At 64.8% G+C, this 14515-nt stretch carries 11 protein-coding genes; 6 read left to right on the top strand and 5 right to left on the bottom strand.

The features are described from left to right. Window positions 1-109: 109 nt before the first annotated feature. Window positions 110-1183 (bottom strand): 3-deoxy-7-phosphoheptulonate synthase, encoded by a 1074-nt coding sequence (locus tag FV139_RS08045; RefSeq protein ID WP_148067852.1) that lies wholly within the window; start codon window positions 1181-1183, stop codon window positions 110-112. A gap of 178 nt (window positions 1184-1361) precedes the next feature. On the opposite strand from FV139_RS08045, the gene FV139_RS08050 reads away from it, so the two are divergent. Together FV139_RS08050 and FV139_RS08055 are read left to right on the top strand one after the other, a co-directional pair. Continuing rightward, window positions 1362-4052 (top strand): PD-(D/E)XK nuclease family protein, encoded by a 2691-nt coding sequence (locus FV139_RS08050; protein WP_148067854.1) that lies wholly within the window; start codon window positions 1362-1364, stop codon window positions 4050-4052. After that, window positions 4049-7396, top strand: coding sequence for a UvrD-helicase domain-containing protein (locus FV139_RS08055; protein WP_148067856.1), 3348 nt, complete (start codon window positions 4049-4051; stop codon window positions 7394-7396). Before FV139_RS08050 ends, FV139_RS08055 begins: the two co-directional genes overlap by 4 nt. 2 nt (window positions 7397-7398) lie before the next feature. Here FV139_RS08055 and FV139_RS08060 read toward each other — a convergent pair whose 3' ends face one another. Further along, a complete protein-coding gene (locus tag FV139_RS08060) occupies window positions 7399-8274 on the bottom strand; it encodes an LLM class F420-dependent oxidoreductase (RefSeq protein WP_148067858.1) in 876 nt (291 codons plus the stop codon). A 116-nt stretch (window positions 8275-8390) separates the two neighbouring features. On the opposite strand from FV139_RS08060, the gene FV139_RS08065 reads away from it, so the two are divergent. Beyond that, window positions 8391-9119, top strand: a complete 729-nt coding sequence (locus FV139_RS08065) for an NAD-dependent deacylase (protein ID WP_148067860.1) — start codon at window positions 8391-8393, stop codon at window positions 9117-9119. Window positions 9120-9143: 24 nt separating this feature from the next. Here FV139_RS08065 and FV139_RS08070 read toward each other — a convergent pair whose 3' ends face one another. The 3 genes from FV139_RS08070 to gloB are packed head-to-tail and all read right to left on the bottom strand — an operon-like array spanning window position 9144 to window position 12473. After that, complete coding sequence (locus FV139_RS08070) at window positions 9144-10292, bottom strand: class I SAM-dependent methyltransferase (RefSeq protein WP_148067862.1); 1149 nt, start codon at window positions 10290-10292, stop codon at window positions 9144-9146. Between the two features lie 6 nt (window positions 10293-10298). Then, window positions 10299-11636, bottom strand: coding sequence for a LysM peptidoglycan-binding domain-containing protein (locus tag FV139_RS08075; RefSeq protein WP_235898581.1), 1338 nt, complete (start codon window positions 11634-11636; stop codon window positions 10299-10301). Between the two features lie 60 nt (window positions 11637-11696). Continuing rightward, window positions 11697-12473 carry a hydroxyacylglutathione hydrolase gene (gene gloB / locus FV139_RS08080; RefSeq protein ID WP_148067864.1) on the bottom strand — a complete coding sequence of 259 codons (777 nt, stop codon included), beginning with the start codon at window positions 12471-12473 and terminating at the stop codon, window positions 11697-11699. 116 nt (window positions 12474-12589) lie between these two features. Between gloB and FV139_RS08085 the strand changes: the two genes are divergently transcribed. Genes FV139_RS08085 through dnaQ form a run of 3 tightly spaced genes read left to right on the top strand, consistent with a single transcriptional unit; the run spans window position 12590 to window position 14498 of the window. Continuing rightward, window positions 12590-13345: a class I SAM-dependent methyltransferase gene (locus tag FV139_RS08085; RefSeq protein WP_187276448.1), complete on the top strand. Its 756-nt coding sequence runs from the start codon at window positions 12590-12592 to the stop codon at window positions 13343-13345. Next, on the top strand, window positions 13342-13779 hold the full coding sequence (gene rnhA, locus FV139_RS08090) for a ribonuclease HI (RefSeq protein ID WP_148067867.1): 438 nt from the start codon (window positions 13342-13344) through the stop codon (window positions 13777-13779). Before FV139_RS08085 ends, rnhA begins: the two co-directional genes overlap by 4 nt. Further along, window positions 13776-14498, top strand: a complete 723-nt coding sequence (gene dnaQ / locus FV139_RS08095; protein WP_148067869.1) for a DNA polymerase III subunit epsilon — start codon at window positions 13776-13778, stop codon at window positions 14496-14498. Before rnhA ends, dnaQ begins: the two co-directional genes overlap by 4 nt. Window positions 14499-14515: the final 17 nt, after the last annotated feature.

The following is a 14515-nucleotide window of genomic DNA, read 5'->3' on the forward strand; positions in this document are numbered from 1 at the left end:
CGGAGGGACTATCGGGGCAGCGAGCCGCCACCCCGCCTGCTACAACGCTCCAGCTAACGAGTAAGGAGCAAAAGAAGCACGCATCAAATAGCGTGTGAGTCGCAAAGTACTAGGAATTACGCCCCGGCAACACGTCCTTCAACTTCGCCCGCATATCCCGCAGCGTATTCGCCGTCGTATCCCAGTCAATACAGCCATCGGTTACCGACACACCGTATTCCAGGTCTGCCAGGTTCTCCGGGATCGACTGGTTGCCCGCCTTCAGATTGCTCTCGATCATCAGGCCGACAATAGAGCGGTTGCCCTCCAGAATCTGGTGAGTCACATCCTCGACCACCAGCGGCTGCAGTTCAGGCTGCTTGTTCGAGTTGGCGTGAGAGCAGTCCACCATGATATTGCGCGGCAGCTTTGCCTTCTCCAGCGCATCCTCACACAACTTGATGTGCACCGAATCGTAGTTCGGGCCGGCGCTGCCGCCGCGCAGGACCACGTGGCCGTAGCGGTTGCCCTTGGTGGTGTACACCGACACCTGGCCCTCGTGGTTGATGCCGAGGAAGCGGTGAGGCTTGGCCGCAGAGTTGAGGGCATTGGTGGCCACGGTCAGGCCGCCGTCGGTGCCATTTTTGAAGCCGACGGCGCAGGACAGGCCGCTGGCCATCTCGCGGTGGGTCTGGGATTCAGTGGTGCGGGCGCCGATGGCGGACCAGCTGATCGCGTCCTGCAGGTATTGCGGGGAGATCGGGTCCAGGGCCTCGGTGGAGGTCGGCAGCCCCAGTTCCAGGATGTCCAGCAACAGCTTGCGGCCGATTTGCAGCCCTTCCTCGATTTTGAAGGAGTCGTCGAGGTAGGGGTCGTTGATCAGGCCCTTCCAACCAACCGTGGTGCGCGGCTTCTCGAAGTACACCCGCATCACGATATACAGGGTATCAGACAGCTCTTCCGTCAGTTCCCGCAGGCGGCGGGCATAGTCCATGGCCGCTTCGGTGTCGTGGATGGAGCAGGGGCCCACCACCACGAACAGGCGCGGGTCCTTGCGATCGAGAATATCCCAGATAGCCTGGCGGCTGCTGGTGACGGTGTCGTGGGCGTTGTCACTGAGCGGCAGGGAATTCTTCAGCTGCTCCGGCGTGACCAGCACATCCTGGGATGCGACATTGATATTGTGTACGGCCGTATTGCTCATTACTGCTTACCTGCTAGAGTGTGTGCCTCTCGCGCCGGGACCGTGGCTTGCAGGATGGGTACATCAGGTGAGCCATTCGCCCGAAGGAGGGCGCGACATTCTATAGCAGGCTGCGGTTTTTGGGTAGGATGCCCCGGAATCCACCCGCTCAAGTCCGCCCCTTCATGGAGGAACACCGTTGGCGCCCGAAACGACCGGCTCCCGCTACGACCTCACACCACTGCTGCCCTGGATCGAACAGGGCTTTACTCTGCTCACCCCGAACCTGCGCCTGGCCCGGCGCATCAAGGCCGAATGGGACCAGCGGCAGCAGGCCGCAGGACTGCGGGCCTGGCAGCCCCTGCCGGTGCACTCCCTCGAGGGCTGGCTGCAGTCCTTGTGGCAGCAACGCTGTAACGCTGAACCGGTGCTGCGCCGCATCCTCCTCGACGGCGGTGCCGCACTGGCGCTCTGGCAGCAGATCATCGACGAGGACCAGCGTCGGACCGGCTATCACCTGCTGCGAACCGACGCGGCGGCCCGCCAGGCCCAGCAGGCACGGGACAATCTGCTGCGCTGGGAGGTCGCGCCCAATGGTACCGCTGCCGCGGAGTTTGCGCTGGACGCCGATTGCTCCGCCTACCTGCGCTGGCACGTTGCCTTCGACAAGGCCCTGGCAAAGGGCGGCTTCGCGACGGCGCTGGATGTCATCGGCCTGTTGGCCGCCACACCCGCGGCCGGCCACGCGGACAGGAAAGCCCTGTTGGTTGCATTCGAAGAGGTGCCGCCACTGCTGTCGTCAGCACTGTCCGCCCATTGCGTAGTGGTTGAAGAGTTGCCACCGCCCCCTCCCGGGGCTGCCCGTCACGCCATTGCCTATCCGGATCGCAAGAGCGAGCTGACCGCCATTGCCCGCTGGGTGAAGTCCACCTTCGATGGTGACCCCCGGGCCAGCATCGGCGTGGTGCTGGATGATATGCGGGGGGACCGCCAGCGTCTGGAATACCTGCTGCGACGGGAATTCGGCTGTCTCGATACCGACTACGGAACCCTTCCCGTCAACTTTTCCACCGGTTGGGCATTGGCGGAGGTACCGGTAGTGCGGGATGCGCTGGCCGCACTCGAAGCCGGGGGCCGGCAAGTACCACTCGAGAGCGCACTGGCGCTGCTGCGCTCACCGTTTCTGCAGTTGCCGGATCGACACAGCCCGCTGGCACTCGATTTCATTCGCAAACTCCACGACCACGGGCGCGAACAGGTGGACGGCGGCGCCCTGCGCTCGCTGGCGGCGGACCTGCGACTCGGAGAGATGCTGCTGGAAATCTCCACCTGGCGGGAGCTGCACGAGGCCGCGGCGCCCTCGGTGTGGGCCGAGCGCTTTCACGCCCAACTGGCCCTGTGGGGCTGGCCCGGCGAGCGCAGCCTGGATTCGCTGGAATATCAGCAGGTAGAGCAGTGGCATGGGCTGCTGGAGCAACTGATGGCCTACGATGCGGTGTGCCCGTCGCTGGACCAGTCCGGCGCGCTCAACCTGTTGCGACGCTGCGCCCAGGATGCGAGTTTCCAGCCGCGTACCGCCGACAGTCGGGTGCAGGTGCTGGGCCCGCTGGAGGCGGCCGGGCTGCAATTCGACCACCTCTGGCTCTGCGGCCTGCAGGCCAGCCAGTGGCCGGCTCCGGCCAGGCCCAACCCCTTTATCCCGGTCGCCCTGCAGCGGCGGCTTGGCATGCCCCACGCCAGCGCCGAGCGGGAGTGGAGCTACGCCCGCAACCTGTTGAGCCAGTACCGCAGCCATTGCCGGATGCTCCACGCCAGCTATAGCCAGAGCGTGGACGGCGCGCCGGAATTGCCCAGCGCCCTGCTGGATGACTTTGCGTGGGAGGATCGCTCAGTGACCGCCGGGCCGCCTGCCAACTGGCAGCGCCAGTGGCAGGCGCGCGACATCGAAGAGTGTGAGGATCAACTCGCCCCTGCGGTCGACGCGGCGGAGCTCGCGACCATTCGCGGCGGCAGTGCCCTGGTCGAGGACCAGTCCCACTGTCCATTCCGGGCTTTTGCCCGGCGCCGACTCCGGTTGCAGCCTCTCTCGGAACCCTCCCTGGCGCTGAACGCCGCCGAACGGGGTAACCTGTTACACCGGGCCCTGCATATTATCTGGGAGGAACTGGAGAACGCCGCCAACCTGGCAGCACTGGATGCGAACGCCCAACAGCAGCTGGTTGCAGCGGCCGTGAGCAGTGCCTTCGAGACTCTCAAGACCGCCCGACGGGTCGCCGTGGGGCACGCCTGTATCGAGCAGGAATCCCGGCACCTTGCGGTAGTACTGCAGCAATGGCTTGCGGTAGAGCGCCAGCGAGAGGATTTTGTGGTGGTGGCCCGGGAGCAGCGTGTCGATCTCGATCTCGGAGCGCTGCCACTGCACCTGCAGGTGGACCGGATTGACCGCAGCGCCGGTGCGGAGGGTGTCACCATCATCGACTACAAGTCCGGCAACTGTGAACCGCGCAGCTGGCTGGGGGAGCGTCCGGCATTGCCACAGCTGCCCCTGTACAGCCTGGCCAGCGAGTCCCCGGTGGAGGCCCTGGCCTTCGCCCAGGTGCGGGCGCGCAAATGCACCTACAAGGGGCTCGGTGCGCGGGCGGTGGCGCCGGGCGTCAACACCGATATCGCCAGGGCCACCCGCGGCAAGGAGGAGGTCGATGCCTGGGAAGACCTGCTCGCGGCCTGGCGCAATAATCTACAAGACCTCGCCGACAGTTTTATCCGGGGTAGGGCAGAAGTAGACCCGCTCAACGCCAACAGTTGTACCTGGTGCGGCCTGCAGGCCCTGTGCCGGGTGGAGGTTGATCATAGCGCGCCGGCTTCGGCAGATGAGGAGGGCGCATCGTGACGGTTATCGATGCCCGTGAGCGGGAAACCGCCCTCGACCCGCTGTCCAGTTTCTGTGTCAGCGCCCCGGCGGGTTCCGGCAAGACAGAATTACTGATTCAGCGCTTCCTCGCCCTGCTGGCCCGGGTGGAGCGTCCGGAGCAGGTGCTGGCCATTACCTTCACCCGCAAGGCCGCCGCCGAGATGCGCGAGCGCGTATTGCAGGCCCTCAACGACGCGGCGGCACAAACGCCCATCACCAGTGCGCATCAGCAGCGGACCCGGGAACTGGCGCTGGCTGCGCTGGAACGCGATGCCGCGGGGCACTGGGAGTTGATGGCCAACTCGGCCCGGCTCAGTATTCGCACGATAGACGGTTTCTGCAGCGGGCTCACCCGGCAAATGCCGGTGCTCAGTAGCTTTGGCGCCCAGGTGAGCGCGGTGGATGACGCCGGCCCACTCTACGCCGAGGCCGTGGCGGCGCTGTTCGCCATGCTCGAAACCTCACACCCCGTGGTGGAAGACCTGCGGCCCCTGATGCTGCATTTTGACAACCACTGGGACCGGCTCAGTGACCTGTTGCAGAGCCTGCTGGCCCGCCGGGAGCAGTGGCTGACCTATCTCGGGGTCAGGGCCGACCCGGCCGCAGCGGAACAACTGTTGCACCAACTGCTGCAGGCGGTGGTCGAGGACGCGCTGGCGGCCTTGCATCAGCGTATGGGCAGCTTTGTCGGTGAGCTCTATGAGCTGCAGTGTTTTGCCGCATCCCAGCTGGGTGATAAAGAACCGGCAGGCGCCGCGGGGACCCGGCTCGAGGACCTGCCGCTGTGGCAGGGCCTGCGCAAACTGCTGCTGACTGCCGATGGCAAGCAGTGGCGCAAGCGGGTGGACAAGCGCAACGGCTTCCCCAGCGGCAGCGGGCAGGCAGCGGAGATGAAGGCGCGGATACAGGGTGTGCTGGAGGCCCTGGCCGAAGACGACAGCCTGCGCGAAGCCCTGCTCGACGTCGCCCTGATGCCCACCCCGGGAGAGGACAGCGACAGCTGGCGACTGGTGGTGCACCTCACCCATGTCCTGCCGGTGCTCGCCGCTCAGTTGATCCTGGTGTTCCAGCAACACGGTCAGGTGGATCACACCCAGGTGGCGCAATCGGCGCTGCAGGCGCTGGGAGACGACGACGCCCCCACCGACCTCGCCCTGCGCCTGGACTACCGTATCGAGCACATCCTGGTGGACGAATTCCAGGACACCGCCATCAACCAGTACAGGTTACTGCAGCGCCTGACCCGGGGCTGGGCCGAACACAACGCCGCCACCCCGGAGCGGCCGCGCACGTTTCTCATCGTCGGCGATGGTATGCAGTCAATCTATGGTTTTCGGGATGCCAATGTGGGCCTGTTCCTGCAGGCCCGGGACCACGGCTTCAACGGGGTCCTGCCGCAATACCTGGAGTTGCGCGCCAACTTCCGCTCCGAGGAAGGCATCGTTCGCTGGGTCAACGACACCTTCGCCGAGGTGTTCCCGTCAGAAGACAACATCAGCCGCGGCGAAGTGAGTTTCAGTGAGGCCCACGCGGTAAAGCCTGCCGGGCAGGCAGAAGCGGTGAGCGTCGCAGTATTTCACGGAGACGCTGCCGCTGCGGCCGAAGTCGAGTTTGTCTGCGAGAGCGTCGCTGCCGCACTGGCTGCGGACGGCGAGGGCAGTATCGCCGTGCTGGGGCGCAGCCGCCCACAACTGCAGGCCTTTGTCAGCGGCCTGCGGGAGCGGGGCATCGCCTTTGCCGCCCAGGATATGGATCGCCTGTCCCGGTCGCCCGTGATTCTCGACCTGATGAGCCTGGTGCGGGCGCTGGCCAATCGCGCCGATCGCGTCGCCTGGGCGGCCCTGCTGCGCAGTCCGCTTTGTGGCCTGGCGCTGTCCGACCTGCATGCATTGCTGCGCGCCGATGTAGTCGACGAACACGCGGACCTTCTCGCCTGCGCCGTAGCCGGCGCTCAATCGGAGGCGCTGTCAGCGACGGCAAGAGGCTTGCTGGAGCGCTTCAGCGGCGCCCTGTTGTGGGCCGAGTCCCAACGCGACCGCCTGTCCCAGCGAGCCTGGGTCGAACTGCTCTGGCTGCGGTTGGGTGGGCCTGCCACAGTGAGCGCCGCCCAGACCCTCAGCGATGCCGAGCGATTTTTTGAACTGCTGGAACAGGGCGAACTGGAGGGCAGGGTTCTCGATGTCCGCTGGTTGGCAACCCAACTGGACCGATTGTATGCCGATGCCGGCGGTGCCGACGCCCGCGTCCAGATCATGACCCTGCACAAGGCCAAGGGTCTGGAGTTCGATCACGTGTTTATACCCGCCCTTGGCCGCGGTACCGCAGGTGATGACCGGGCCCTGTTCCTCTGGGACGAAGTCAGCACAGCTGGAGGCGACAGCGGTTTCCTGCTGGCGGCGGACGATCACAGCGAAAGCGGGGAGCCCGGCCTGTACAATTACCTGGCCAGCCAGCGCAAGCGCAAGCGCCTGCTGGAAAATACCCGTCTGTTGTACGTGGGCGCCACCCGGGCCGTTCAGCGCCTGGTGCTCACGGCCACCCTGAATGAGGACAGCCGGAGCGGCGGGGTCAAACCGCCCGGCAGCCAGAGCCTGCTGGCCGCCATCTGGCCTGCGGTGGCTGACCAGGCCCAGGTAATCGAGGCAACCAGCGCCGGGAACGAAACCAGTAACGAACAGCCAATGCTGCCGAATCTGCGGCGACTGCGCGCACTGCCCGCTGGCGCCCCGGCGGTCACCCGGCCACCCCAGCCCCCAGGCGCCAATGTGCCACTGGCAGCGCGTAACCAACTCGACCGCTACGTGGGGACTGTCATTCACCAGAATCTCGAGCAGCTGGCCAGCCAATCGCCGCTGCCGGCGGGCCCGGGAGGCGAGCAGGAAGCTTTCAGTCGCTGGGCGCTTGCCAGCCTGGGCCTGCAGGGTCCTGCCCTGGAGAAGGGGATTGAGCGAGTGCTGTCAGCGCTGGTAACCACGCTCGCCGACGACAGTGCTGGCCGCTGGTTATTACGCAGCGATCACCGGGCCAGCGCCTGTGAACTGCCCCTGACCCGGGTGGACGGGGAGGGCGAGATTCGCGACATTGTCATCGATCGCAGTTTCATCGATGCGCAGTCCGGCGAGCGCTGGATCGTGGATTACAAATCCAGCGTTCCTGGCCCCGGGATGAGTGCAGAGCAGTTTTACCAGGAGGAGGCAGAACGCTACCTGGAGCAGCTCTCCGGTTACCGGGAAGCGCTCACCAGTCTGGGGCCTGAACCGGTCCGCTGCGCCCTCTATTTCACTGCGCTGGGCAAATTGATGGAGCTCGAGGCAGGCCGCTGAGCTCAGTTCGTGTCGAACCGGGCAATGACATCGTCGGCAAAGCGACGGATGCCATCCTGTTTGAGCTGCAGGTCCTCGGTCTCACCGTGATAGAAGGCCCAGGGCATGGTGAGAATGTGGGTCACACCGGCGTCCTGCAGGCGGCGGTAACCGTCCACGTCCCAGGCGTCGGACGGGGTTGCCATCACTTCGAAGGGTTCGTTGTCGCGCCCGGCCTCCCGTCGCCAGGCCTTGATCCTGCCGATACAGTCGATGATTTCGTCCGAGGTCTGCAGGTCGGTGACCCAGCCGTCGGCCAGCCGGGCGGCGCGACGCATGGCGGGGTCGGAGATGCCGCCAATCCAGATGGGGATACGCGCCGACGGCGCCGGATTCATTTCCAGTCGCTCGAAGTCGTAGTGCTGGCCGTGGTACTCCACCATTTCCCCGGTCCACAACAGGCGCATGATCTCCAGCATCTCATCGGTGCGTTTGCCCCGGCTGCGGAAGTCCTGCTGTAACAGGGCGAACTCGTCCTGGGACCAACCGACGCCGAACGCCGGAATCACCCGGTTATTGCTGATAATCGCCGCGGTACTGATTGCCTTCGCGACCAGGAAGGGGTTGCGCATCGGCAACACGAAAATGTTGTTGGTAAAGCACAGGCGTTCAGTAATGGCGGCCAGGGCGCCGATGGTAACCCAGGGATCGGGCCAGTCGGTGAAGGGTTGCCAGCGGCGGCTGCCGTCCTCGGTATAGGGGTAGGGATTGTTGATCTGCTCCGGATTCACCACGTGGTCGGAAAATGACATGGCGTACCAGCCGCACTGATCCGCCACCGGGGCGAGGGCGGTCAGGTGGGCAACGGTACTGAATGAGGTCGACAGGACAAACTTCACGGATTTCGCTCCCTTTGTTTTTGTAGCGTGCTTTTATAGCTCGCTTTTAGAGCTGTTCACTGGGTACTGCAGCCGCTACTGTAATACCTCCGCCTGTCACCCGGACCATTCAGCCCATGCTCTACTACCGGCAACGCGCCATTGACCAAATTGTCATACTCACCGGTGCCGGAATTTCTGCCGCATCGGGACTTTCCACCTTCCGCGACGCTGATGGACTCTGGGAAAATCACGACCCCATGGATATCGCCACACCGGAGGCCTTTGCCCGTGATCCGGACCTGGTCTACCGCTTCTACAATGCCCGGCGCCAGCAACTGGAAGAGGTACAGGCCAACAGCGCCCACTGTGCACTCGCGCGGCTGCAGCAGGCGCTGGGCGACAAGGTCTTCCTGGTCACCCAGAACGTGGACGACCTCCACGAGCGCGGTGGCAGCGAGCAGGTCTGCCACATGCACGGCGAATTGCGTTCCATGCTGTGCCAGCACTGCGGGCAGCGGCAGCCGGCCCCGCCCATTTTCGACGCCAGCACAGCGTGCCCTCATTGCGGGAAGAGCGGCGGGCTGCGACCCGACATCGTGTGGTTCGGGGAGATGCCCCATCACATGGACAGTATCGAGGCCCATCTGCACGGCTGCGATCTCTTTGTTGCCGTAGGTACCTCCGGGGCCGTTTATCCCGCTGCCGGATTCGTTCAGCTGGCCCGGGCTACGGGGGCGACTACCGTGGAGGTCAACCGTGAATTCAGTGACGTCGCCGGCTACTTTCACCACCACTACACCGGCTGTGCCACCGATCAACTGGGCCTGCTGGTGGATGAACTGCTGGCGGCGAGGGTGGGGTGACGCCGACGCGCCAGGACTGCGGAGCTAGCTGGTACGAGGGCTGCTGGCCAGCCACACGGTAAAGCGCTGGTCGCTGCCCAGTATTTTCACTGCGGCAAAACTGCGCAGCAGGGCCGGTTTGTAGCGCAGGTGCCGGTTGGCCACCAGGCACAACTGACCGGCGCTCCCAAGATGCCGGGCGGCGTGGGCTAACAGGCGGCGGCCGGCGTAATCGTCCACCGTGTGTTGCAGGTGGAAAGGTGGGTTGCAGAGCACCAGGTCGGCTTGCTCTCCGAAATAGTCACGCAGGCCGTCGCCATGGTGGAACTCCGCGTCCTCGACTCGGTGCGGAAGCAGGCGGCGGAGGTTGTCCCGTGTCGAGGCTACGGCCATGGCCGATTCATCGCAGAACAGGACCCGGTCGGCCAACCCGGACGACAGGGCGGCAAGGCCCAGCACGCCGTTGCCGCAGGCCAGGTCAGTCACCCGCTGCACATGTTCGAGGCTGGACAGGGTCTCCAGTAGCAGGGCGCTGCCACCATCGAGCCGATCGCGGCTGAACACATTGGGCAGGGCGCGCAGTTCGCCACCCAGGGGCTGGCAGAAATAGCTGCTCCACGGGTCCGGTGCTTGCACACTCGCTGAACCTGCTCCACTGGCTGTCGCGGTGAACAGGCGCGCCTTGCGCTGGCCGCGGTGCCGCTCGGTGGGGCCAAGGTAGCGTTCCATCAGTCCGGCGGTGTGGGGAGAGAGGTGTTTGTCCATTCCCGCCACCAGCACCGGGGTGCCCGCGGGCATACATGCAGCAAGCCGGGCCAGCTGGAATTCAAAGAAAGCGAGTTGTTTCGGGACCCGCATCACCACCAGATTTGCTACGGGGGCATCGTCGGTACTCCAGTACAGCGTTGGCAGTGGCCGCCCGTTGTGCTGGCAGTTCTCTTCAAGTGCCAGTCTGCTCATGGCGGAGTCGGTCCACACTGCCGAGGCGGCGAGGGACAGGGCGAGGGCACCGTGATCGTCGTTGACCACCAGCACCCCGTCAGGGGGCGACTCACCATAGCGTTCGGCAACGGCCTCCAGCAACAGGCTGTCAGCGCTGCACCAGGCCTGCAGAGTCTCCTTAGGCCGAGCCGGGTAGCGTCTCAGCTCCGGTTCACCGAAGGGGGTAGAAAAGCGGGTGTCAGCCGCACTCATCCACGTTCATCCGCTCTCGTCGCTGAGATAGAGGGTCAGTTGCTGGCCGGGTTGCAGGTAGGCGCCTGGATCGAGCGAGTTCCAGCTGATGATGTCGGCGATGGAGACCTTGAAGCGCCCGGCAATCCGGTACAGGGAATCGCCCTGGCGAACCCGGTAGTCATGGCTGCGCGGAGTGGCCCCACCCCGCAGCGCCAGGCTGCCGGCCCACTGGTTGCCGCGGGGTATCAGGAGGGTGTCACCGGCGCGGATCAGGTTGCCGCGGACCTTGTTCACTTCCCGCAGCAGGCCGACTTCGGTATTGAACTTACGTGCAATCCGGATAAGGCTGTCGCCGCGCTCGATGCGATAGTGCTGCCACTGGACCCGGTCCTCGTCGCCCAGCTCGGCGACGCCGGCGGCAAAACGGGGCGCGGCTTCCGGGGGCAGCAGCAGCTCCTGGAGCTGGTTGGGCGCAGTAGCCCAGCGCAGCTGCCCCGGGTTCAGTGCCCGCAGCAGGCTTTCATCAACGCCAGCCAACTCGGCAGCTCGAGACAGCTCGATCTGGCCCCCGGTATCCGCCACCACAAAGGCGGGGTCGTTAGGCAGGGAGGGCAGGGTAACGTCGTAGCGTTCCGGGTCGCTGATGATCGAGCTGAGAGCGAGCAGCTTGGGCACGTACTGGCGGGTTTCCCGCGGCAGGCTCAGCGACCAGTAGTCTGTGGGTTTGCCCTGGGACTGGTTGCGGCTGATGGCGCGGCTGACCCGGCCCTTGCCGGAGTTGTAAGCCGCCAGGGCCAGTAGCCAGTCGCCGTCAAAATCCGCCTGCAGTGACTCCAGGTAGTCCAGGGCCACTTCGGTGGAGGCGCGCACATCCTTGCGCCCGTCATACCACCAGTTACTGGTGAGGCCCAGGTGCCGGCCGGTGGCCGGCATGATCTGCCACAGCCCCACGGCGTGATCCGGTGAACGGGCAAAGGGGTCCATGGTGCTCTCTACCAGGGGTAGCAGGGCGATCTCCGCAGGCATGCCCCGGGCCTCGACCTCCCCCGCGATGTAGTAGAGATACAGGGCCGAACGCTCGGTCACCACGTCGAGGTAGGTGTCCTGCCGGAGAAAGGATTCCCTGGCCTGGGTGACCTGGGAATTCTCGGGGTGCTCCCAGCTGAACTGATCGCCCAGGCGCAGCCACAGGTCGGTGACCGGCTCCTCCACTGGCGGCGCGACGTCGGGGGCCTTGCCTCGCTTGGCCAGGCTGGGCTTTTTCTTCTTGGCCGGGGGGGTTACCTGCTGTTCCGGGGGCGTGCCACCCTTGCCGGCAACGGTTTCCGGTGGCAGCGTCTGACAGCCAGCCGCCAGGGCCAAGCTACAAACTACCGCAGATAGTCTTGGTATCGTATTGAAATTCAAATGTTTTCTACTTTTCTAGAAGTTGTCTTTCCAGGCTCGCACTGTCGCAAAAACCGCCGCGGGGGCGGTTTCTTCCAGGCGTCCCTGCCGGCGCAGGGATTCCTGCAGGCCTGCGCTTTCACAGCGCATAAAGGGATTCGTGGACAGCTCGGTCCGCAGTTCCGAGGGAACCGTAGGGACTCCCGCCTCGCGGCTGGCTTCAGCCGCCTGTTGCCGCTCCAGCAGGGCCTGGTTATCCGGTTCGACGGCGCGGGCGAAGGCCAGGTTGGCCAGGGTGTATTCGTGGGCGCAGTACACCAGGGTAGCTGCCGGCAGGGAAGCCAGGCGCTGCAGGGATGCGTGCATCATCTCCGGGGTGCCCTCGAACAAGCGGCCGCAGCCTCCGGCGAACAGGGTGTCACCGCAGAACAGCACCGGCTGGCCCGTGGCCTCGCCGTCGTGAAAATAGGCAATGTGGTCCAGGGTGTGTCCGGGCACTTCGAGCACCCGGAAGGGTGCGCCCAGCACGGTGATTTCGTCGCCCGCACCGAGGCGCCGGGTGATCTGTTCAACCGTGGGGTTACGCGGTCCCCAGACCGGGATGTCGCGCCCGGCGAGCAGCGCCGGCAGCCCACCCACGTGATCAAAGTGGTGGTGGGTGATGAGAATTCCCGCCAGGGTAAGTCCGCGTTCGGCCAGCACTTGCTGTACCGGGGCGGCGTCACCGGGGTCTACCACGACGGCTTCGGAGCCGTTGTCGAGGAGCCAGATGTAATTGTCGTTGAACGCCGGGATGGGCGAAATTGAAAGCATGGTGCACCGTTCAATTGAGCTGAAAATCCAGTACTATGGACGCACTGTACGCACCCCGCCGGGGCCTCATGCGCCAGGCTTATGACCGCGCATCGGGGAAAGAGTTTAACGAGATTTTGACTGAACTGGAAACCTGGTACCGGACGCCCAAGGGGCAGTACCTGCTGGCGTGCCTCGAGGCGAGGCTGGCAGGCGAGCTGGACACTGCTTTTGGCTACCACCTCGCCCAGGTGGCCGTGACCGGCTGCCACCCGCTGTTCGACAGCAGCCCCATACGCCACCGGATTTACATCGCCAGCGAGGAAGGACCCAGTGTCGGGCTGCGGGCAGACGCCGATGAACTGCCCCTGGCCAGTGACAGCGTCGATGTGCTGATTGCCTTTCACAGCCTGGAATTCTGTGACAACCCGCATCAGGCGCTGCGCGAGATGCACCGGGTACTGACGCCCCAGGGGCACCTGTTTATCGTGGGCTTCAATCCGGTCAGCCTGCCGGGGCTGGGCATGGCGATTCGGGCCCGCAGTGGCTCCCCCCTGTGGCGCAGCCGCCGCAGCCTGACGACCTGGCGCCTGAACGACTGGCTCAGCCTGCTGGGGCTGGAGGTGGAAAACGTCCAGCACTGCTATGCCCTGGCCCCGCTGGGAAAGGGCCGCCTGCGTGACACCATCGAACGTTGCAATGCCTGGAGCACCCGTCACGGACTCCCGGTTGGCGGCGTCTACGTCGTGCACGCAATGAAGCAGGTGGCCGGGCAGGTGCGCCCGCTGCAGCGTGCTCGCAGTGCCCGTCTTATCGACCTCGCCGTACCGAAACCCGCACCGACGCCGCGTCCCGCCGCCACACCGAGATCCAAAGGAGACACCGCTGCTTGAAAGCTGTAGAAATTTTTACCGACGGCGCCTGCCGGGGAAACCCGGGGCCCGGCGGCTGGGGCGCCTTGTTGCGCTTCCAGGGACGTGAGAAAGAACTCTATGGCGGTGAACCCGCCACCACCAACAACCGGATGGAACTCACTGCTGCCATCGAGGGCCTGCGGGCACTCAAGGAGCCCTGTACCGTCACCCTCACCACGGACTCCGTCTATGTACGCGACGGCATCACCAAGTGGCTGGCGAACTGGAAGGCCAAAAACTGGAAGACTGCGGCGCGCAAACCAGTGAAAAACGAAGACCTGTGGCGAGACCTGGACGAGCAGAACCAGCGTCACCAGGTCAAATGGCACTGGGTGAAGGGGCACAGTGGCCACCGGGAGAACGAGATAGCCGACCAACTGGCCAATCGCGGCATTGACGAGATGAAAGCATGAGACAAATCGTACTGGATACCGAGACCACCGGCCTGGAAGCCAGCCAGGGTCACCGGATTATCGAAATCGGCTGCGTGGAACTGGTGAACCGGCGCCTGACCGGCAACCACTACCACCAGTACATCAACCCCGAACGGGAAGTGGACCAGGGCGCAATCGAAGTCCACGGCATTACCAACGAGTTCCTCAAGGACAAGCCGGTCTTCGCGCGGATTGCAGAGGAATTCATGGAGTTCGTCACCGGTGCGGAGCTGGTGATCCACAACGCGGCCTTCGATATCGGCTTCCTCAACGCCGAGTTGCAGCGCCTCGACGGCAGCCTGCCGGATGTCGATACGGTCTGTACCGTGGTCGACAGCCTCACCATGGCGCGCAAGAAACACCCCGGCCAGCGCAACACCCTGGACGCCCTGTGTACCCGCTACATGGTAGACAACTCCCAGCGGGACCTGCACGGCGCATTGCTCGATGCCGAAATCCTGGCGGACGTGTACCTGGCCATGACCGGCGGGCAAACCACCTTTGCCCTGTCAGACCAGGACGGCGATGGCGAAGGCGGTGGCCGTAGCGGCGAGGGTATTCGACGCCTGGCAAGCGGGCGCCAGCCATTGCCGGTTACCGGGGTGAGCGAGGCCGAAATCGCCGCGCACGAAGCGCAACTGGAAGCGATTGCCGCCAGCAGTGGCGGTAAGGTGTTGTGGCGGGAACTTTACGGCTGAGGTAGCGGGCCACGATA

Origin of the sequence: Parahaliea maris (genome assembly GCF_008064665.1) — a bacterium.
Lineage (GTDB): Bacteria > Pseudomonadota > Gammaproteobacteria > Pseudomonadales > Halieaceae > Parahaliea > Parahaliea maris.

Coding starts and splice junctions, on each gene's coding strand:
- FV139_RS08045 (WP_148067852.1), bottom strand. CDS start 1,183: ATGAGCAATACGGCCGTACACAATATCAATGTCGCATCCCAGGATGTG.
- FV139_RS08065 (WP_148067860.1), top strand. CDS start 8,391: ATGCTCTACTACCGGCAACGCGCCATTGACCAAATTGTCATACTCACC.
- FV139_RS08070 (WP_148067862.1), bottom strand. CDS start 10,292: ATGAGTGCGGCTGACACCCGCTTTTCTACCCCCTTCGGTGAACCGGAG.
- gloB (WP_148067864.1), bottom strand. CDS start 12,473: ATGCTTTCAATTTCGCCCATCCCGGCGTTCAACGACAATTACATCTGG.
- dnaQ (WP_148067869.1), top strand. CDS start 13,776: ATGAGACAAATCGTACTGGATACCGAGACCACCGGCCTGGAAGCCAGC.